General features: G+C 65.9%; 19 protein-coding genes. 5 read left to right on the top strand and 14 right to left on the bottom strand.

From position 1 onward, the window contains the following. Nucleotides 1–13: 13 nt before the first annotated feature. Nucleotides 14–1,900, bottom strand: a complete 1,887-nt coding sequence (locus tag ACH2A7_RS07990; RefSeq protein WP_394961233.1) for a ribonuclease J — start codon at nt 1,898–1,900, stop codon at nt 14–16. Between the two features lie 434 nt (nt 1,901–2,334). Here ACH2A7_RS07990 and rnhA point away from each other — a divergent pair, with 434 nt between their 5' ends. Both rnhA and mnmA read left to right on the top strand, forming a co-directional pair. After that, on the top strand, nt 2,335–2,784 hold the full coding sequence (rnhA, locus tag ACH2A7_RS07995; RefSeq protein WP_394961235.1) for a ribonuclease HI: 450 nt from the start codon (nt 2,335–2,337) through the stop codon (nt 2,782–2,784). A 25-nt stretch (nt 2,785–2,809) separates the two neighbouring features. Next, nucleotides 2,810–3,880 (top strand): tRNA 2-thiouridine(34) synthase MnmA, encoded by a 1,071-nt coding sequence (gene mnmA / locus ACH2A7_RS08000; RefSeq protein WP_394961237.1) that lies wholly within the window; start codon nt 2,810–2,812, stop codon nt 3,878–3,880. Nucleotides 3,881–4,039: 159 nt separating this feature from the next. On the opposite strand, the gene coaD is transcribed toward mnmA, so the two are convergent. The 12 genes from coaD to ACH2A7_RS08060 all read right to left on the bottom strand — a co-directional run bounded on the left by coaD (nt 4,040) and on the right by ACH2A7_RS08060 (nt 15,848). Beyond that, nucleotides 4,040–4,552, bottom strand: a complete 513-nt coding sequence (gene coaD, locus ACH2A7_RS08005) for a pantetheine-phosphate adenylyltransferase (RefSeq protein WP_394961238.1) — start codon at nt 4,550–4,552, stop codon at nt 4,040–4,042. Between the two features lie 50 nt (nt 4,553–4,602). Further along, nucleotides 4,603–5,457, bottom strand: coding sequence for a bifunctional methylenetetrahydrofolate dehydrogenase/methenyltetrahydrofolate cyclohydrolase FolD (gene folD / locus ACH2A7_RS08010; RefSeq protein ID WP_394961240.1), 855 nt, complete (start codon nt 5,455–5,457; stop codon nt 4,603–4,605). 27 nt (nt 5,458–5,484) lie between these two features. Then, the gene (gene lgt, locus ACH2A7_RS08015) at nt 5,485–6,636 is read right to left on the bottom strand and encodes a prolipoprotein diacylglyceryl transferase (protein ID WP_394961241.1); all 1,152 of its coding nucleotides are present in this window, start codon (nt 6,634–6,636) and stop codon (nt 5,485–5,487) included. Nucleotides 6,637–6,660: 24 nt separating this feature from the next. Continuing rightward, nucleotides 6,661–7,917 (bottom strand): EF-P 5-aminopentanol modification-associated protein YfmH, encoded by a 1,257-nt coding sequence (gene yfmH, locus ACH2A7_RS08020; protein ID WP_394961242.1) that lies wholly within the window; start codon nt 7,915–7,917, stop codon nt 6,661–6,663. After that, on the bottom strand, nt 7,910–9,187 hold the full coding sequence (locus ACH2A7_RS08025; RefSeq protein ID WP_394961243.1) for a M16 family metallopeptidase: 1,278 nt from the start codon (nt 9,185–9,187) through the stop codon (nt 7,910–7,912). The genes yfmH and ACH2A7_RS08025 overlap by 8 nt, the downstream gene beginning before the upstream one ends. Before the next feature lie 14 nt (nt 9,188–9,201). Further along, on the bottom strand, nt 9,202–10,104 hold the full coding sequence (locus ACH2A7_RS08030) for a M15 family metallopeptidase (protein WP_394961244.1): 903 nt from the start codon (nt 10,102–10,104) through the stop codon (nt 9,202–9,204). 147 nt (nt 10,105–10,251) lie between these two features. Continuing rightward, nucleotides 10,252–11,523 carry a diaminopimelate decarboxylase gene (locus ACH2A7_RS08035; protein ID WP_394961246.1) on the bottom strand — a complete coding sequence of 424 codons (1,272 nt, stop codon included), beginning with the start codon at nt 11,521–11,523 and terminating at the stop codon, nt 10,252–10,254. A 155-nt stretch (nt 11,524–11,678) separates the two neighbouring features. Beyond that, complete coding sequence (phoU, locus tag ACH2A7_RS08040; protein WP_394961247.1) at nt 11,679–12,329, bottom strand: phosphate signaling complex protein PhoU; 651 nt, start codon at nt 12,327–12,329, stop codon at nt 11,679–11,681. 16 nt (nt 12,330–12,345) lie between these two features. Continuing rightward, nucleotides 12,346–13,107: a phosphate ABC transporter ATP-binding protein PstB gene (gene pstB, locus ACH2A7_RS08045; RefSeq protein WP_394961248.1), complete on the bottom strand. Its 762-nt coding sequence runs from the start codon at nt 13,105–13,107 to the stop codon at nt 12,346–12,348. Then, nucleotides 13,104–14,024, bottom strand: coding sequence for a phosphate ABC transporter permease PstA (gene pstA, locus ACH2A7_RS08050; protein WP_394961249.1), 921 nt, complete (start codon nt 14,022–14,024; stop codon nt 13,104–13,106). The genes pstB and pstA overlap by 4 nt, the downstream gene beginning before the upstream one ends. Continuing rightward, nucleotides 14,021–14,887, bottom strand: coding sequence for a phosphate ABC transporter permease subunit PstC (pstC, locus tag ACH2A7_RS08055; protein WP_394961251.1), 867 nt, complete (start codon nt 14,885–14,887; stop codon nt 14,021–14,023). The genes pstA and pstC overlap by 4 nt, the downstream gene beginning before the upstream one ends. 79 nt (nt 14,888–14,966) lie before the next feature. Continuing rightward, complete coding sequence (locus ACH2A7_RS08060; RefSeq protein ID WP_394961252.1) at nt 14,967–15,848, bottom strand: substrate-binding domain-containing protein; 882 nt, start codon at nt 15,846–15,848, stop codon at nt 14,967–14,969. A 205-nt stretch (nt 15,849–16,053) separates the two neighbouring features. Between ACH2A7_RS08060 and ACH2A7_RS08065 the strand changes: the two genes are divergently transcribed. The 3 genes from ACH2A7_RS08065 to ACH2A7_RS08075 all read left to right on the top strand — a co-directional run bounded on the left by ACH2A7_RS08065 (nt 16,054) and on the right by ACH2A7_RS08075 (nt 17,270). Continuing rightward, nucleotides 16,054–16,341: a hypothetical protein gene (locus tag ACH2A7_RS08065; protein ID WP_394961253.1), complete on the top strand. Its 288-nt coding sequence runs from the start codon at nt 16,054–16,056 to the stop codon at nt 16,339–16,341. Between the two features lie 129 nt (nt 16,342–16,470). After that, nucleotides 16,471–16,692, top strand: coding sequence for a YdbC family protein (locus ACH2A7_RS08070; protein ID WP_394961255.1), 222 nt, complete (start codon nt 16,471–16,473; stop codon nt 16,690–16,692). Further along, complete coding sequence (locus ACH2A7_RS08075) at nt 16,692–17,270, top strand: hydrolase (protein WP_394961256.1); 579 nt, start codon at nt 16,692–16,694, stop codon at nt 17,268–17,270. The genes ACH2A7_RS08070 and ACH2A7_RS08075 overlap by 1 nt, the downstream gene beginning before the upstream one ends. A 93-nt stretch (nt 17,271–17,363) precedes the next feature. Here ACH2A7_RS08075 and ACH2A7_RS08080 read toward each other — a convergent pair whose 3' ends face one another. After that, complete coding sequence (locus tag ACH2A7_RS08080) at nt 17,364–18,332, bottom strand: hypothetical protein (protein WP_394961257.1); 969 nt, start codon at nt 18,330–18,332, stop codon at nt 17,364–17,366. Nucleotides 18,333–18,335: the final 3 nt, after the last annotated feature.

Below are 18,335 nucleotides of genomic sequence, written 5' to 3' on the forward strand. Positions count from 1 at the left end.
TTTGGGCAAAGCATCAGACTTCCATCAGGATGGGAAGGATCATGGGGCTGCGCTTGGTGCGCCGGTAGATATAGGCGGAGAGGGTCTCCCGCACACGGGTCTTGAGGCTGTTCCAGTCGTGGGCGTGCTCGGAGTGGCAGCGCTCGAAGCACTGGATCACCAGCTTGCGGGCCTCCTCCATCAGTTCCTCGCTCTCCCGCACATAGACAAAGCCCCGGCTGACCAGGTCCGGCCCGGCCAGCAGACGGCCGTCGGCGGAGACGGTGGCCACCACGATGACCAGACCGTCCTGGGAGAGGTGGCGGCGGTCCCGCAGCACCACATTGCCCACGTCGCCCACGCCCAGGCCGTCCACCATGACCGCGCCCGCGGGCACCGGGTCGCCCGTCTCCAGCCCGTCGGCGGACAGGCGGATGTCCTGCCCGATCTCGGCGATGTGGATGTTGCCGGCCGGGATGCCCAGGCTCTCGGCGGTCATGGCGTGCTTTTTCAGCTGCTTGTACTCGCCGTGCACCGGCAAAAAGAACCGGGGCGCGGTGAGGGTGAGGATGAGTTTTTGCTCCTCCTGGCAGGCGTGGCCGGAGACGTGCACGTCGTACATGGATTCATAGATGACCTCGGCGCCCAGCAGCAGCAGGCCGTTGACCACCTTGGTGACCATCTTCTCATTGCCGGGGATGGGGGTGGCGGAGATGATGATGAAGTCGCCCGGCCCCACATGCACGCTGCGGTGGCTGGAGGCCGCCATGCGGGACAGCGCGCTCAGCGGCTCGCCCTGGCTGCCGGTGGTGATGAGCACGATCTTCTCCGGCGGGTATTTGTTCAGCTGCTCGATGTCGATGAGCACCCCTTCGGGGGCGTGCAGGTAGCCCAGTTCCAGGGCCATCTGGGTGTTGTTGGCCATGCTGCGGCCGCTGACAGCCACCTTGCGGCCGTTCTCCACCGCCAGATCGATGATCTGCTGGATGCGGTAGATGTTGGAGGCGAAGGTGGCGATGATGATGCGCTGTTTGTCCGCGCGGCGGAAGAGGTTTGCAAAGCTCTGGGCCACCTTTTTCTCGGTGGCGGTGAAGCCGGGGCGCTCGGCGTTGGTGGAATCGCTCAGCAGCGCCAGCACGCCCTTTTTGCCGTACTCGGCAAAGGCGGCCAGGTCGGTGGGCCCGCCCGAGAGGGGGGTGTAGTCCACCTTGAAGTCGCCGGTCTGGAGCACGATGCCCGCCGGACACTCGATGGCAAAGGCCACCGCGTCGGGGATGGAGTGGTTCACATGGATGGGCTCGATGGAAAAGCAGCCCAGCTTGAACTTGCGCCGGGGGGTGATCTCCACCAGCTTGGTGCGGCCCAGCAGGCCGTGCTCCTCCAGCTTGTTCTTGATGAGGCCGATGGTGAGCCGGGTGGCGTAGACCGGCAGGTTCACCTGCTTGAGCAGGTAGGGCAGCGCGCCGATGTGGTCCTCGTGGCCGTGGGTGATGATGACGCCCTTGATCTTGTCCTTGTTCTGCACCACATAGGTGAAGTCGGGGATGACCAGGTCCACGCCGAACATGTCGCTGTCCGGGAAGACGAGGCCGCAGTCCACGATCATCATGTCGCCCTGGCACTCGTAGAGGGTGATGTTCTTGCCCACCTCGCCCAGGCCCCCCAGGGGGATGATGTGCATGGGGATGGCGGCGGAGCCGTTCTTCTGCTTTTGCTGGGGGCGGCGGGTGCGGCTGTAAAAGGGCTTGCGGCGGGCGTTGTCCGCCCCGCGCGCCTCGGCGGCCGGGGCCTGCGCCTTCGGGGCCGGCTTTGCACGGCCGGTCTTCGCCTCCTGCCTGCCGCCGGCCTTCGCCGGGGCGTTCTTTGCCTTTTGGGTCGCTTTGGGCTTGCGGGCGGTCTTTTCGGGATTGGGTTGATTCATAAAGTTCCTCCGTAAAATGGTGCGCAAAACAGGCCCGGGCCGGCGCGAAGGGCGGCCGGGGCGATGCGCGGGGTGGATGGGCGTATGTAGCCCGCTCAGGTGATCGGGTGGGTCTCGCGGCAGCGCCGCCGGGCACGAAAAGTCCATTTGTTCAATGCGACCGGGCCCTACTTTTTTAACGCACTCGTGGTTTAAGCAGATGCTTAAAGTTACGTTTATTATACAGCCGGATATCGGTGATTGTCAACAAAAAGAGTGGGCTGCCACACGGCAGTATAGACAAAAATCTTTGCCCTGCGCCTCACCGCCGGCCCGCGGCGGGGCGCGGCGGCGAACAGAACGCGGGGCTCCGGTGCCCTTGCCGCGGGCGGGCAAAGCGGATATAATAGGAACATCCGGCCCGGCCCTGCCGGCGCCCACTGGGGGAGGCACAGATGAAACAGATCGAGATCTTTACCGACGGCGCGTGCAGCGGCAACCCCGGCCCGGGGGGCTGGGGCGCGGTGCTGCGCTACAAACAGCATGAAAAGGAGCTGAGCGGCGGCGAGGCCCAGACCACCAACAACCGCATGGAGCTGACGGCCCTGATCGCCGCCCTGGAACAGCTGAAGGAGCCCTGCGAGATCACCCTGTGCAGCGATTCCAAATATGTGATCGACGGCCTGCAGAAGGGCTGGGCGAAGGGCTGGCGCGCCCGGGGCTGGAAAAAGGCGGACAAATCCCCCGCCCTGAACGCCGACCTGTGGGAGAAGCTGCTGGGCCTGGCCGAGGGCCATGTCATCCATTACAAATGGATCAAGGGGCACGCCGGCCACCCGGAAAACGAGCGGTGCGACCGGCTGGCGGTGGCCCAAAGCAAGCGGTACGGCGGGCGGCAGGCCTGATGAGAAACAAAAGGAGTATTGTGCGATGAACGATGTATTTTTGCCCGCGGGCGGCTTTTCCACCTTCGAGGCGACCCACCGGGTGCTGGTGGGGCTTTCCGGCGGGGTGGACAGCGCCGTCTGCGTGAACGTGCTGCGCCAGCAGGGCTTTGAGGTGCGGGGGGCGGTGATCCGCTTCTCCCCCGCCCACGACAAAGCGGTGGAGGAGGCCAAAAAGGCCGCCGCGGCGCTGGGCGTGCCGCTGACGGTGATCGACGCGGGCGCGGCCTTTGAAAAAGAGGTGGTGCAGCCCTTCTGCGCGGCCTACTGCGCCGGGCGCACCCCCAACCCCTGCGTGCTGTGCAACCCGGCGGTGAAGTTCCGGCTGCTGGCCGCCGAGGCGGACAAGCTGGGCTGCCGCTTCATCGCCACCGGCCACTACGCCCGGGTGGAAGACCGGGGGGACGGCATTTACACCGTCTGCCGGGCGGTGAGCACCGCCCGGGACCAGAGTTATATGCTCTACCGGCTGGGGCAGGACATCCTGAGCCGGCTGTGCCTGCCCCTGGGCGAGTTTGAAAAGGAGGACGTGCGGGCGATGGCCCGGGAGGCCTCCCTCCCCTGCGCCGACTCGCCGGACAGCATGGAGATCTGCTTTATCCCCGACGGCGACTACGCGGCTTTCATCGAGGGCCGGGGCCTGGCGGGCAAGGCGGGGCGGTTCATCGGGCCGGACGGCGCGGACCTCGGCCCCCACAAGGGGGTGCTGCGCTACACCCTGGGCCAGCGCAAGGGGCTGGGCCTTGCCCTGGGCAGGCCCGCCTTTGTGAAGGCCATCCGGGAGAACGGCGACGTGGTGCTGGGCTGGGCCGGGGAGGAGTTCTTCGGCGGCATGCGCCTGGCGGATGTGTGCACCCCCGACGGCGCGCCCCTGCCCGCCGGGCACTACGAGGTGAAGGTGCGCAGCGCCGCCGCGCCGGTGGGCTGTGTCTTTGACGGCGAGGGCCTGGTGCGCTTCGACGCGCCCGCCCGCGCCCCCGCCCCGGGCCAGAGCGCCGTGTTCTACGACGGCGACGCGGTGGTGGGCGGCGGCTTCATCGCCGAGGCGCTGGCCTGAGCCCCGGCGGCGCGCCCGGGCGGGTGTGCCGCGCAAAGCCGGCCGCGCCTCTCCGGGCGGCGACAGGGGTGAAACAAAGCAAAAACCGGCGTTTTCCCTGCCCCGGCGGGCAGAGGAAAGCGCCGGTTTTTTCATTGTTTTGTGCGCTGTTTTGTAGGTTCAGCCGTCGGACAGCGTGCCGGGCGCGGGGGCCAGGCGCTTTTGGATGTCCTCCAGCACCTCGGGGCAGACGAATTCCGAGATGTCGCCGCCGAAGCTGGCCACCTGCCGCACCACCGAACTGGACAGGTACATATACTGGATGTCGGTGGTGAGGAAGAGGGTCTCCAGATTGGGGCAGAGTTTTTTGTTGGTGAGAGCCATCTGGAACTCATACTCAAAGTCCGTCACCGCCCGCAGGCCCTTCACCAGCGTGCAGGCCCCCTGCTTGCCGGCGTAATCCGCCAGCAGGCCGGCGTAGTAGTCCACCCGCACATTGGGGATGTCCGCCGTGACCCGGCGGGCCATCTCCACCCGCTCCTCGGGGGTGAAGGCGGTCTTTGCCTTGGTGTAGTTCACCATGATGAGCACGATCACCTCGTCGAAGAGGGCGGCCGCCCGGCGGATGATGTCCAGATGGCCCTTGGTGATGGGATCGAAGCTGCCGGGGCAGATGGCGATGCGTTTTTCCATGGGATACCTTCCTTTCCCGGGCGCCGGGCCCGGCGGGGTGGGGCGCTTTTTCAGCGCCCGGCGGCCATGCGGGCGGCCTGCACCGTGTTGCACAGCAGCATGGCCCGGGTCATCAGGCCCACGCCGCCGGGCACCGGGGTGATGAAGGCGGCCTTCTCGCTGGCGGCGGCAAAGTCCACGTCGCCGCAGAGTTTGCCGTCCTCGCCCCGGTTGATGCCCACGTCGATCACCGCCGCGCCGGGTTTGATCATGTCGCCGGTGATGAACTTCGCTTTGCCGATGGCGGCCACCAAAATGTCCGCCTCGGCGCAGATGTTCGCCAGATCCCGGGTGCGGGAGTGACAGACGGTGACGGTGGCGTTCTCCCGCAAAAGCAGCAGCGCGGCGGGCTTGCCCACGATGTTGCTGCGGCCCACCACCACCGCCCGCTTGCCCTCGATGGCCACACCGGCGTATTTGAGCATCTCGATGCAGCCGGCGGGGGTGCAGGGCAGGAAGCACTGCTGCCCGATGGTCATGCGCCCCACATTCACCGGGGTGAAGCCGTCCACGTCCTTCTCCGGGGGGATGGCGGCGATCACCGCCTGCTCGTCGATCTGGGCGGGCAGGGGCAGCTGCACCAGCACCCCGTGCACCGACTCGTCGGCGGCCAGGCGGCCCAGCTGCTCCAGCACCTCGGCCTGGGTGGCGTTCTCGTCCATGCGCACCAGGCGGCTCTCGATGCCGCACTCGGCGCAGTCGTTCTGCTTGCCCCGCACATACACCTGGCTGGCCGGGTCGCTGCCCACCAGCATCACCGCCAGGCAGGGGTTTATCCCCTGGGCCTTGAGCTGTTCCACCTCGCCGGCCACCCGTTTTTTCACTTCGGCCGCCAGCAGTTTGCCGCTGATGATCTGTGCCGCCATGGCTTTCCTCCCCTTCCTCCTGTCTGTTTATTCCCCGCTCTCCGCCGGCTTGTCCGGCTGCGCGGGGGCGTCGGTCTCCGGCTCGCCGAACGCCGCGGCCTCTGCCGCTTCCGCCGGAGCGGGCCCGGCCGGGGCGGCCTCATCGGCCAGCGCGGCGGCCCGGGCGGCCCAGTTCACCTGGGCGATCTGGGCCGTCTGATCCACAAAGGCCCGGTGGGACGCGCCCGCCGGCAGTTTGCCGGCGATGCGGTCGATCTGCCCGCGGTCCAGGCCGGCGGCCTTCGCCTGCTTCAGCGCGTCGCCGCTCACCGGCAGCTGCACCTCAAAGGGCACGCCCTTGTGCTTTTTGCCCAGCACCGCCAGCAGCGCCAGACCCGCCACCACGCACACCAAGGCCACCACCTGACTCACCCGCAGCCCCACGCCGGGGATGAGCAGCGAGTCGGTGCGCAGACCCTCGATCCAAAAGCGGCCCGCGCCGTACCACACGGCGTAGAGCAGGGCGATCTGGCCGTTGTAGCGGCGCTTTTTCATGAAGGCCCACAGGGCGAAGAAGCCCACAAAGCACCACACACTCTCGTACAAAAAGGTGGGGTGCACCGGCATGGAGGGATCCACCGTGACCCCTTCCGCCGCCAGCTGGGCCTGCCAGCTGGCCAGGTAGTTGTGAGTGCCCTGGCTGTACATGCCAAAGAGGGAGTTGGTGTTGCTGCCGAAGGCCTCCTGGTTGAAGAAGTTGCCCCAGCGGCCGAGGCCCTGGCCGATGAGGAAGCCCATGGCCACCAGGTCGAAGGTGGGCAGGATGGGCACGCCCCGCCATTTGCAGGCCAGGCCCCCGAACACCGCCGCGCCGATCACCGCGCCGTAGATGGCGATGCCGCCGTCCCGCAGGTTGATCATGTCCCAGAGGGAGTCGTACTTGAAGGGGGCGAAGGCCACATAGTAGGCCCGGGCGCAGACGATGGCGCACACCGTGCCCACCAGCACCACGTCCACCAGGCGGTCGGCGTCCACGCCGAAGTCCGGCGCGTAGTGGAAGGCGAACGCCAGCGCCAGCAGCAGGCCCGCGGCGATGATGAGGCCGTACCAGTAGATGTGGATGTTCCCGATGGAAAAGGCCACCCGGTCGATCTCAAACTCCAGCCCCAGGCGGGGGAACTGGACCAGATTTGTCATCATAAGCTGTTTCTCCTTTTTCTGCCCTCAAGCGGGGTCCACCACCACGGTGGCGCTGCGCTCGGGGCGCAGCATGGTCTGCAACGCGTCGTCCAGGTCCTGTTTGGTCACGCTGGCCAGCGCCGCCAACTCTTCGCCCGGCTCGCAGCCCCGCAGGAAACTGCCCGCCAGCAGCGACGCCGCGCTCTCGGTGCTTTCCAGGTCCTGCACCATCTCGCCGTACATCTGGTTCTTGCACAGGGTGAACAGTTCCTCGTCCACACCCTCGGTGCGCAGCCGCTCGATCTCCGCCAGCAGCATCTCCCGCACTTTTTCCGGCTGGTCGGTCTCGCCGGTGAACAGGAAGCAGCACAGGCCGTCCATGGCCAGAAACTCCCCGTCGAAGCCGGGGTTCACCAGGTTCTGATCGTAGAGGGTGCGGTAGAGGGGGGTCATGCCGCCGCAGATGACCTCGGTGAGCATATCGCAGATGACCTCGAACTTCACCCCGCGCACCGGGGCCTCCTTGAAGCCCACCCCCAGGCAGGGCTTGGCCACCTGCATGGAAAAGCGGGCGCCGGGCGCGGCGATCGACGCGGGCTCCTCCGCGGGGATGCGCCGCACGCTGCCGGGGCGGGCGGGCAGTTTCGCCCGCTCGCAGGCGGCCAGCACCTGCTCAAAGGTCACGTTGCCCGCCACCGCCAGCACCATGTTGCCGGGGTTGTAGAAGGCGCGGCAGCAGTCGTAGAGCATCTCCGGGGTGATCTGCGCGATGCTCTCCACCGTGCCGGCGATGTCGTGGCGGATGGGGTGCTTTTCGTACAAACAGCCGAACAGGGCGGTCATCACCCGCCAGTCGGGGCTGTCGTCGTACATTTTGATCTCCTGCCCGATGATTCCCTGCTCCTTCTGGATGGTGGCCGGGGTGAAGTAGGGCTCGTCCACCATGCTCAAAAGGATGTCCAGGTTCTCGTCCACCTTGTCGGTGGCGGAAAAGAGGTAGCAGGTCTTGTCGAAGCTGGTGTAGGCGTTGGCGGAGGCGCCGGTCTTGGCGAAGCGGGCGAAGGCGTCGCCCTCCTCGCTCTCGAACATCTTGTGCTCGAGGAAGTGGGCGGTGCCGGCGGGCAGATGGACGGTCTTGCCGTCCACCTCAAAGTCCAGGTCCACCGAGCCGAAGCGGGTGCCGTAGAGGGCGTAGGTGCTGCTGTAGCCCGGCATGGGGCGCACCAGCACGGTGAGGCCGCTGTCCAGCACGGCGCTCTGGCAGCCGACGGCGCGGCGCACAGCGTCAAAGGTGTCAGCCATGGGTCTCCTCCTTCCGGGTCACAAGATAGCTCACCGACAGGGTGAACTGTTTGAGGACCTCCCGCACCTGGTCGGCGCCGATGTCCTCCAGCCGGGCGGCGGCCTCCTGGGGGCTGCTGACGCGGCCGCCCCGCATGATCTCGCCGAAATACCAGTTCTCCAGGCTGGCGAGGCTGTCGCCCACGCTGTCCATCCCGCTGCGCAGCGCCAGGCGGGCGTTCTCCAGTTCCTCGGGGGCGATGGGGCCTTCCAGCAGGTTTTTCAGCTCCGCCAGGATGGCCGCCTCGGCCTTTTGGGCGTTGGCGGGCTCCACGCCGCTGTCCACCATCATGCAGGCGGAGGCGGCGGTGAGGCGGCTGGCGCAGTAGTAGCAAAGGCTCTGCTTTTCCCGCACGTTCACAAACAGACGGCTGGTGGGCAGCCCGCCGAACACGCACATGGCCATGCGGTAGACGTCCAGCCGGTCGGGGTCGGCGGCGCCGCCCATGGTGAACAGCATGCACAGCTTGGCCTGCACCAGGTCCAGTTTTTCCTCGAAATGTTCCGCCGGCACGGCGGGCATGGCCACAAAGCCGGGCAGGGGCGCGGGGGCGCGGCGCAGCCCCTCCAGCGCCGCCGCCAGCCGCGCGCGCACCGCGGCCACGTCCAGCCCCAGGGCCATCACGTCGATGGACGCGGTCTCAAGGATGTTTTGATAGGCCGCCGTGAGGCTGGCGGGGGTGACGGCGGGCAGGTCTTCCAGATAGCCGTCCCGGGCGACGCCCGCCGGGCTGTCGCCAAAGAAGCGGCGCTGGGCCTGCCGCACGCAGTACAGCCGCTTGTCGTTGATCTCGCTCTCCAGCTGGCGGGCGAGGGTGGCTTTTTCGATCCTCACCGCCTCGGCGGAAAACTCACCGTTCTCAAAATAGGGTTCAAAGGCCACCCCGAAGGCCAGGGCGGCGTACTCGGCGGAAAGGCGCTCCCCCTCCAGGGCGAACTCGTCCTTGATGCCGCTGACGCTGACGCTCAGCACCCGGCAGGCCCCCTGCATGGAGGTAGTCACGGTGAGATCCGCCCCGTAGAGCTTTGCCAGCTTGCGGGAGAGGGCGGTCATGTCCGGACAGGCGGCATAGCCCCGCTCCAGCACCAGGGGCAGCAGGGCGTGGTCGGTGGCCGCGGCCCGGCTGGCGGGGATGCGGAAATGGATGGAAACGCGGCAGCGGTTGAACTTGTCCGCCGGCAGGGTGTGCAGCCGCACGCCCGGGGCGATGGATTCGGTGTGTAAACTCATAGGTCTCCTCTCGGTCAGGCGGAAAGCCCGTCCAGGTATTCCTCCAGGCACTTGCCGCTGGCGGTGATGGCTTTGGCGTTGTCCACCCCCACATAGCGGTAGTGCCAGGGCTCGTAGATGATGCCGGTGATGGCCTGCTTGTCCTCGGGATAGCGCAAAATAAAGCCGTAGTCCGGCGCGTGCTCGAACAGCCACTTGGCCGCGTCGGTATTCGCGAAGGCGGAGTCCAGGGTCTGATGGTCGGGGGTGACGATGTCCGCCGCGAGACCAGAGTTGTGCTCGGAGTAGCCGGGCACCGCCACCACCGTCTTGGCCTTGTCGTAGGCCTCCTGGTCGGAGAGGCCATCGTCCAGCCACTTCTGTTTCTCCTGGTCAAAGAGGTTCTGCTGGTACTCCACCGTGCGGTAGCCCGAGCAGAGCAGCAGGTCCACCCCGTCCACCGCGGCAGCCTGCTTCATCAGCATATAGGCGTCGGCCGCCTCGTCCGCCAGTTCCTTCTGGGTGGAGGCCTCCGCCACCTTGGTGCTGATCTGCCAGCCTTCCGGCAGCGCCACGTTGTTGTTCACCAGGGTCAGCAGCCAGTCGCCCGCCACGGTGGGGGTGACCGTCCCGCCGGAGGTGGCGGGCTCGCTGGCGGGTGTGCTGGCGGGCGCGCTGGCGCTCTGCCCGGCGGAGGTGCCCGCCGAACCGCTGGCCGGCTGGCTGGTGCTCTGGCCGGAAGTTCCGCTCTCCGTATCGCCGCCGGTGAGCACGCCCACCAGCCGGAACACGCCAAAGCCGATCAGGGCGATGAGCGCCAGGCAGACCACGCAGAAGATCACCCGGTTGCGCAGCACCTGCCGTTTGCGGCGGGCGCGGGCGGCGGCGCGGCGGCGGCGCTCGCTTTCGCTCATATCACGGGGGGGATAGCTGGGCATGAAGTACACTCCTTTACGCCGCCGGAAGCGGCGTTCTTCCGTAAATTCAATTATTTATTATACACCCGGCGGCGGCGGCTGTAAATCGAAGAATTGCAAACAAACTGTAACAGGCCGCCGCCCTCCTTCGGGCGGCGGCCTGCGCGGTCAACTGTTTTTCAGCTGGTCCCAGTAGGGGGTGAAATCGAAGGTGGCGAAGTAGTCCGCCGGGGTCTCGGCGCGGCGGATGAGCTGGTGGGAACCGTCCTCCTTCAGCAGCACCTCGGCGCTGCGCAGCTTGCCGTTGTAGTTGTAACCCATGGAAAAGCCGTGGGCGCCGGTGTCGTGGATGACGATGATGTCGCCGATCTCGATCTTGGGCAGGGGGCGGTCCACCGCGAACTTGTCGTTGTTCTCGCACAGGCCGCCGGTGACGTCGTAGATGCGGTCGCAGGGCTCGTCCTCCTTGCCCAGCACGGTGATGTGGTGGTAGGCCCCGTACATGGCCGGCCGCATGAGGTTGGCGGCGCAGGCGTCCAGGCCCACATAGTCCTTCTGGATGTGCTTTTCGTGGAGCACGGTGGCCACCAGGTGCCCGTAGGGCGCCAGCATGAAACGGCCCAGTTCGGTGAAGATGGCCACATCGCCCATGCCCGCGGGCACCAGGATCTCCTCGAACTTCTTGCGCACCCCCTCGCCGATGGCCTCGATGTCGCTTTTCGGCTGGTAGGGGGCGTAGTCCACCCCCACGCCGCCGGACAGGTTCACAAAGGCGATCTTGGCGCCGGTGGCCTCGTGCAGGCGCACCGCCAGCTCAAACAGGATGCCCGCCAGGGTGGGGTAATATTCGTTGTAGGTGGTGTTGCTGGCCAGGAAGGCGTGGATGCCGAAGCGCTTGGCGCCCTTGGCCATCAGCTTTTTGAAGGCGCTGACCATCTGCACCTCGGTCATGCCGTACTTGGCTTCGCCGGGGTTGTCCATGATGTCGTTGCCCAGGCTGAACACGCCGCCGGGATTGTAGCGGCAGCAGATGGTCTCGGGGATGCCCGCCACCCGCTCCAGGAATTCCACATGGGTGTAGTCGTCCAGGTTGATGTAGGCGCCCATGGCGGCGGCCTTCTGCATGTCCTTCACCGGCGTCACGTTGGAGGAGAACATCACCTCGTGGCCGGTGATGCCGCAGGCCTCGCTCAGCACCAGTTCGGTGTAGGAGGAGCAGTCCATGCCGCAGCCCTCCTCCTTCAGGATCTGCATCAGATAGGGGTTGGGGGTGGCCTTGACGGCGAAATACTCCTTGAAGCCCTTGTTCCAGCTGAAGGCCTTGTACAGGCGGCGGGCGTTCTCCCGGATGCCCTTCTCGTCGTAAATGTGGAACGGCGTGGGCACGTCGGCAATGATCGCCTTCGCCTGTTCCAGCGTGATGAACGGTACTTTCTGCATGATGCGCTCTCCCCTCTTGGCGGCGCGCGGGCGCTCTGCCCGGCCCGAAGTTTTATTATTATAGCACGATAAAGCGTCCTTGGCAACTCCCCGCGGCAAACGCAAAGCGCCGCCCCCGGCAGACTGCCGGGGGCGGCGGGAGAGAAAAGCCGCGGTCAGATGCGAAGTTCGCCCTTCACGATGTACTCGATCCACTGGGCCAGATTGGTGGCGTGGTCGCTCATCCGCTCCAGGTATTTGGCGATCATCAGATAGTCCACATACTGCGAGATAGCGCCGGTGTTGGCCGCCATCAGCTGACACAGCTCCTCGCACACCTCTTCAAAATAATCGTCCTGCACGTCGTCCTGGGCGTCCACCCGGCGCGCCTTCTCCACGTCCAGGTCCACATAGGCCTGCACGGTGTCCTGCACCATCTGCTGCATCAGGGCGAACATCTCGGAGAAGTAGGGGATGCGCTCCACCCGCTCCTTGCCGGAAAGTTTCACCACATACTCGCAGATGTCGGCGCAGTGGTCGGCGATGCGCTCCAGATCGGCGATCATCCGCATCACCGAGGCGATGCGCCGCCAGTCGCCCGCCACGGGGCTCTGGGTGGCCACCAGGGTCAGGCACTCCTGCTCGATGTCCCGCTCCATCTGGTCAAATTCGTCGTCGCCCGCGATGACCGACCGGGCGAGGGCGGCGTCCAGCTGCTCCAGGGCGCGCTGGGTGCGGCCGATGGCCTGCACGATGCCGCCGCCCATCTCCATCACATGCACCCGCAGCTGGCCCAGGGCCTCGGTGTAATTGTTTCGGGTCTGCATACATTGCCTCCTTACGTCAGCCGAACCGGCCGGTGATGTAATCCTCGGTGCGCTTGTCCTGGGGGTTCTGGAAGATCTGGGTGGTGACACCGTACTCCACCAGTTCGCCCAGCAAAAAGAAAGCGGTCTTGTCGGAGATGCGGCTGGCCTGCTGCATGTTGTGGGTGACGATGACCACCGTGTAGTTCTGCTTGAGGTCGGCCATCAGGTCCTCGATGCGCAGGGTGCTGCCGGGGTCCAGGGCGCTGGTGGGTTCGTCCATCAGCAGCACGTCCGGCTCCACCGCCAGCGCCCGGGCGATGCACAGCCGCTGCTGCTGGCCGCCCGAAAGGCCCATGGCGCTCTTTTTCAGCCGGTCCTTCACCTCGTCCCACAGCGCCGCGCCCCGCAGACTTTTTTCCACCAGTTCGTCCAGTTCCGCGCGGGAGTGGTTGCCGTGGAGCCGGGGGCCGTAGGCTACGTTGTCGTAGATGCTCATGGGGAAGGGATTGGGCTTCTGGAACACCATGCCCACCCGGCGGCGCAGCTCGTTCACGTCCACCTCTTTGGCGTAGATGTCCTGACCGTTCAGCAGCACCTCGCCGGTGATGCGTACACCGGGAACCAGATCGTTCATGCGGTCCAGGGTCTTGAGGAAGGTGGACTTGCCGCAGCCGGACGGGCCGATCAGGGCGGTGATCTCGTTCTTTTGGATGTCTATGTTGATGCCCTTCAGCGCCTCGGTCTCGCCGTAGTACAGGTGAAGGTCCTTCGCTTGCAAAATGGGGGTCTCGCTCATTGTGCGCCCTCCTTCTTTTTCATTCGGTTGCGTACCAGCCGGGTGGCGGCGTTCAGCCCCAGCACCAGCAGCATCAGGATGGCGGCGATGGCGTAGCCCACGTCAAACTCGCCCCGCTCGCTCACATACATATACAGCGCCACAGACAGGGTGCCGCCGCTGCGGCTGAAGGCCGCGAACACGTTTTTGGCAATGATGGTGCCCACACCGGCGGTGAACAGCAGCGCGGCGCTTTCGCCCACGATACGGCCCACAGCCAGAATGCAGCCGGTGATGATGCCCTCCAGCGAGGAGGGCAGCACGATGGTGCGGATCATGTACCACCTGGTGGCCCCGAGGCCCAGCGCGCCCTCACGGTAGCTTGCGGGCACCGTCTTGAGGCTCTCCTGGGTGGTGCGGATGATGGTGGGCAAAATCATGATGACCAGGGTGCAGCCGCCGGCGAGCAGGCTGGTTTTGAAGCCCAGCATCTGGCAGAAGAACAGCATGCCCACAAGACCGTAGAGGATGGAGGGGATGCCCGCCAGCGCCTCGGTGGCGAACTCCACCAGACCGATGAGCCGGCGGCTGGTGGCGTACTCGGTGAGGTACACCGCCGCGCCCACGCCGATGGGCAGCGCCAGCAGCAGGCTGAAGGCCACGATGTAGAGGGTGTTCAGGATGTTGGGCAGGATGCCGATGGTGCCCTTCAGAGCGCTGGGCGCGGTGGAGAGCAGCTGCCAGGTGATGTGGGGCACGCCCTTGACGAAGATGTAGCCGATGAGGCCCACCAGCAGCGCGCAGGTGATGGCCGCCGCGGCATAGACAAGGGCCAGCAGCAGATTGCTTTTTGCCTTTCGCAAGGCGAGTTTCGACGGGGCGGCGGCCTTTTCGGCACGCACGCCGGATGCGTTCAGTGTCGCCTGCATGGTGCTCATTCCTTCTCCCCCCGTTTCAGCACACGGCCCAGCAAGCCGTTGACCAGCATGATAAAGACGAACAGCACCAGAGCGATGCTGAACAGCGCCTGCTTCTGCAGGCCGCTGGCGTAGCTCATCTCCTTGGCCACCGCGGTGGTCAGGAAGGTGACGCTCTTGAACAGACCGGGCATGTTGGGCACGTTGCCGGCCACCATCATCACAGCCATGGCCTCGCCGATGGCACGGCCTACGCCCAGCACCACGCCCGCGCCGATGCCGCTTTTCGCGGCGGGCAGGCTCACCTTGAAGATGGTCTCCATCCAGGTGGCGCCCAGAGCCAGGCTGGCGTGCTCGTATTCAGGCGGCACGGCGTTCAACGCCGTCTCGCTCACCGACACGATACCGGGCAGGATCATAATGGCCAACACCAGCATGGCGGCCAGCAGGCAGGTACCGTTGTCCAGATGGAACACCTGCATCATCAGCGGCACCAGCACCATCATGCCCACAAGACCGTAGACCACGCTGGGGATGCCCGCCAGCAGGTCCACCGCGGGGCGGACGATGCCCGCCACCCGGGGACTGGCGACCTTGGAGAGGAACACCGCCGTGAGCACGCCCACCGGCACACCGATGAGGATGGCGCCCAGAGTGCCCCAGATGCTGGTGAGGATGAAGGGCAGGATACCGAAGCTGGGCTCGGCGGCGGTGGATTTCCACACGGTGCCCAGCAAAAACTCGCCAAGACCGATCTCCTTGATGGCAGGCAGGCCGGCGGTGATGATGTAAAGGCTGATGAGGGCCACAAAGGCGATGGCCAGCATGCCGCAGATGAAGAACACGGCGTGCATGACCGCCTCGGTGATGTGTTTGGTTTTCATGGGCGTTCTCCTTTCACAGCCCGGCAAAAGCCGCACGGACCGTTCCGTGCGGCTTTTTACGGGGAACCGTGTACGCTCGTTACGCCAGGGGCACCGCGCCGGCGTCGATGATCAGCTGGTGAGCGTCAGCGCTCAGGGCGAAGTCGATGAAGGCTTTAGCAGCGTCGCTCAGCTCAGCGCCCTCCTTGGTGACGAAGACGAAGGGACGCTGCACCTTGTAGCTGCCGTCCTGCACAGTGGCTTCGGTGGCGGCCACGCCGTCCACGGTCACAGCCTTGACCTTCTCGTCCACCGCGGACAGAGAGGCATAGCCGAAGGCGTTGGGGTTGGCGGCCACGGCGGCGATCACGGCGCCGGTGCTGGTGAGTTCCTGATCGTAGACGCAGACATCCTCCACGCCAACGATGCTTTCGAAGCCGTCGCGGGTGCCGCTGCCGGCCTCACGGCCGATCAGAACCACGGGGGCGTCAGGGCCGCCCACCTCGCTCCAATTGGTGATGGTGCCGTCGGCCAGGCCCTTGATCTGCTCCAGAGACAGGTCGGTGACGGTGTTCTCATTGTTCACGATGATGGCGATGCCGTCCAGGGCGAAGGTGGTGCCCACCAGGCCGGTCTCGTCCTCTTTCAGCGCGCGGCTGGAGAGACCGATGTCCAGAGTGCCCTCGGAAGCGCCGGTGATGCCCGCGCCGCTGCCGGTGGGATCGTAAGTAACGTCAACGCCGGGGTTGGCCATCATGAAGGACTCCTGCATGGCCAGGATGACCTTCTCCACGCTGGTGGAGCCGCCGGTGGTGACGGCGCCCTCCAGCACGCCGGCCTCGGAGGCGGGGGTGCCGGCGGAAGCGCTGGCGGGGGTGCTGGTGGTGTTGGCGGCGGGGGCGCTGGAAGAAGGGGTGCTGCCACAGGCTGCCAGGCTCACGGCCATGCACAGCGCGGCCGCGAAAGCAACAAACTTTTTCATTTTCTTTTCTCTCCTTACGATCATGCGTTGCTTGATGTTCTCCCTCTCGGGAACGGTTCCAGTATACCGCCCGGTTTCGAAAATCCGCTATCCCATTCCGGTAAAAAGCGGGTAAAATCCGCCCGCCGTTTTCGCCGTGTGATTTTACATTCCCGCGCATAACTCCCTTTTTTTCGCGCACACTGACAGAAAGGGAGGTGCTTTTATGAGCACGTTGCAGGATTTCATTCATCACAAACTGGGCGCGAAGCCCGGCCCCGCCCCCGAGCCGCCGGCGCCTTCCGCCTCTGCCGCCCCCGGCCCGGGCGGGGCAAAGCAGTCGGGCGCGGTGGACTCCAGCGCCAAAGCGGCCCGGGCCCGGGCCGAGGGTGATCTGAAGGGCGACCTTTTCTATACCCAGGCCCAGGCGCGCCCATCCGTGAAGGGCTGGGTGGAGAGCGACGAGACGGTGGAGCACAAGCTGTACAGCAAGGAGGAATTTCCCCAGGGGTGACGCCGGGCGGCCCTTCGCGGGGCCTTTTGCCAAATCCCACTTGCATTCTCGCCTTTGATACATTAGAATAGAGGCGAACGTGCGCCCGAAGGGGCGGAACGGAAAACCATCAAAAGCGAGGATCAGGTTATGGCAGAATTCAAGTACGAGATCACCCAGCGCATCGCCGTGCTCTCCCAGAGCGCCAACGGCTGGGAGCGGCAGCTGAACATGGTGAGCTGGAACGACCGGGAACCCAAGTATGACATCCGGGACTGGTCGCCCGACGGCAGCAAGATGGGCAAGGGCATCAGCCTGAGCCACGACGAGATCGCCATCCTGAAGGGCATTCTGGACGAGATGGAACTGTGATGGGGTACCGGGAAGAATTTTGCGACATCTGGCGGCGGGAGGTCTCCCGCCCCGGCGCGGACAAACTGCTGGACTGGCTTTCCACCACCGACTTTTTCAAGGCGCCCGCCTCCACCCGCTTTCACGGCGCCTGCGAGGAGGGGCTGGTGATGCACAGCCTGAACGTCTACCACGCCCTGATGGACCGCTATTTTGAGGAAGGGGACAACCCCGAGAGCATGGCGGTGTGCGGCCTTCTGCACGACCTGTGCAAGGCCAACTACTACAAGACCGGCAGCCGCAACGTGAAGAACGAGGCGACCGGCCAGTGGGAGAAGGTGCCCGTCTTTCTGGTGGAGGACCAGTTCCCCTACGGCCACGGCGAGAAGAGCGTCTATCTGATCGAGCGCTTCATCCGGCTGAAGCCCGCCGAGGCGGTGGCGATCCGCTGGCACATGGGCGGCTTTGACGACGCCGCCCGGGGCGGCTGCCGCGCCATCAGCGAGGCCTACGACGCCTACCCGCTGGCGGTGAAGCTGCACCTGGCGGATCTGACCGCCACCTACCTGATGGAAAAGGGCACCGGCGCCCACCGGTAACGCAAAAAACCGCGAAAGCCAATGGCTTTCGCGGTTTTTTTGCCGATCGCACCCAAAAACGCCCCGGCCAGCAAAGCCGGGGCGTTTTATGTATCACTCTTTCAGGGCCCGCTCCAGCAGGTCCAGAAGGCTCTCGCTCACCGTGCGCCGGCGCGCCGGGCGGCGGGGCGGGCGCTTGTCCCGCTCGGGGCGGGGCCGGGCTTTGGGCTGCTCGGGCAGGGGCTTGGGGAAGCTCTCCGCCTGGGCGCCCAGGGTCACCAGGTTCTGCTCGGTCTCGCCCAGGGCGGTGTAGATGGCGCCGGTGGCCTTTTGCAGCCGGTCGGCGGCGTCGGCGATCTGCCGGTCCACCTGTTCCAGCTGGCTGCGCAGCAGCAACACCGTGTCGGCCATCTGCTGCGCGCTGGCACGGGCGGTCTCCTGCTGGGTGCGCCGGCTCTGGTCCAGGCGGGCCTTTTCCAGCTCCAGCTGCCGCTGGGCGGCCTCCCGCTGCTGATCCATCTCGCGCTGGGCGGCCTCCCGCTGCTGGTCCATCTGCTGCCGGTCCGCCTGTTTTTCCGCCTCAAAGGCACTGCGCTGGCGCTCCAGTTCCTCCCGGCCCAGGCGGGCCTTTTCCTCCGCCTCGGCCCGGGCGGCGTCCAGTTCCGCCCTCGCCTGCTCCAGCTGCCGGTGCTGCTGCTCCAATTCCTCGGTGAGGCGGGCGTTGTCCGCCCGGAGGACCACCGTCTCCTGCTCCTTGGTGAACAGGCGGCTCTTGTAGCCGTTGGCCGTCTCCTCCATGTGCAGCAGCTGCTCGCTCACCGCCCGGGCGCGGCTCTCGGCCTCGCCGGCGCGCTTTTCCTCGCTGGTGAGTTTGTCGCAGACCTCCTTGGTCTTTTCCAGCAGCAGGTCGTTGTCCGCCTTGGCGGACTCCAACTCTTTGCGCAGGGCCTCGGCGGCCTCCTCCTGCTGCTTTTGGGTCTCCAGCGCCTTGGCGCTCATCTCGTCGATGTAGGCCAGCACCTGCGCCTTGCGAAAGCCCATCAGGGACGTTTTGAATTCGCCGGGAGTGGGCTTGTCCGCCATGGT

This window comes from Candidatus Allofournierella merdavium (assembly GCF_944382735.1).
Lineage (GTDB): Bacteria > Bacillota > Clostridia > Oscillospirales > Ruminococcaceae > Allofournierella_A > Allofournierella_A merdavium.

Excerpts from the sequence above, each read along its gene's own strand:
- phoU (WP_394961247.1), bottom strand. The coding sequence starts at position 12,329 with ATGCAGACCCGAAACAATTACACCGAGGCCCTGGGCCAGCTGCGGGTG.
- ACH2A7_RS08030 (WP_394961244.1), bottom strand. The coding sequence starts at position 10,104 with ATGCCCAGCTATCCCCCCCGTGATATGAGCGAAAGCGAGCGCCGCCGC.
- rnhA (WP_394961235.1), top strand. The coding sequence starts at position 2,335 with ATGAAACAGATCGAGATCTTTACCGACGGCGCGTGCAGCGGCAACCCC.
- yfmH (WP_394961242.1), bottom strand. The coding sequence starts at position 7,917 with ATGGCTGACACCTTTGACGCTGTGCGCCGCGCCGTCGGCTGCCAGAGC.
- ACH2A7_RS08025 (WP_394961243.1), bottom strand. The coding sequence starts at position 9,187 with ATGAGTTTACACACCGAATCCATCGCCCCGGGCGTGCGGCTGCACACC.
- folD (WP_394961240.1), bottom strand. The coding sequence starts at position 5,457 with ATGGCGGCACAGATCATCAGCGGCAAACTGCTGGCGGCCGAAGTGAAA.
- pstB (WP_394961248.1), bottom strand. The coding sequence starts at position 13,107 with ATGAGCGAGACCCCCATTTTGCAAGCGAAGGACCTTCACCTGTACTAC.
- ACH2A7_RS07990 (WP_394961233.1), bottom strand. The coding sequence starts at position 1,900 with ATGAATCAACCCAATCCCGAAAAGACCGCCCGCAAGCCCAAAGCGACC.
- lgt (WP_394961241.1), bottom strand. The coding sequence starts at position 6,636 with ATGATGACAAATCTGGTCCAGTTCCCCCGCCTGGGGCTGGAGTTTGAG.
- ACH2A7_RS08035 (WP_394961246.1), bottom strand. The coding sequence starts at position 11,523 with ATGCAGAAAGTACCGTTCATCACGCTGGAACAGGCGAAGGCGATCATT.
- ACH2A7_RS08065 (WP_394961253.1), top strand. The coding sequence starts at position 16,054 with ATGAGCACGTTGCAGGATTTCATTCATCACAAACTGGGCGCGAAGCCC.
- coaD (WP_394961238.1), bottom strand. The coding sequence starts at position 4,552 with ATGGAAAAACGCATCGCCATCTGCCCCGGCAGCTTCGATCCCATCACC.
- ACH2A7_RS08080 (WP_394961257.1), bottom strand. The coding sequence starts at position 18,332 with ATGGCGGACAAGCCCACTCCCGGCGAATTCAAAACGTCCCTGATGGGC.
- pstC (WP_394961251.1), bottom strand. The coding sequence starts at position 14,887 with ATGAAAACCAAACACATCACCGAGGCGGTCATGCACGCCGTGTTCTTC.
- ACH2A7_RS08070 (WP_394961255.1), top strand. The coding sequence starts at position 16,471 with ATGGCAGAATTCAAGTACGAGATCACCCAGCGCATCGCCGTGCTCTCC.
- mnmA (WP_394961237.1), top strand. The coding sequence starts at position 2,810 with ATGAACGATGTATTTTTGCCCGCGGGCGGCTTTTCCACCTTCGAGGCG.
- ACH2A7_RS08060 (WP_394961252.1), bottom strand. The coding sequence starts at position 15,848 with ATGAAAAAGTTTGTTGCTTTCGCGGCCGCGCTGTGCATGGCCGTGAGC.
- ACH2A7_RS08075 (WP_394961256.1), top strand. The coding sequence starts at position 16,692 with ATGGGGTACCGGGAAGAATTTTGCGACATCTGGCGGCGGGAGGTCTCC.
- pstA (WP_394961249.1), bottom strand. The coding sequence starts at position 14,024 with ATGAGCACCATGCAGGCGACACTGAACGCATCCGGCGTGCGTGCCGAA.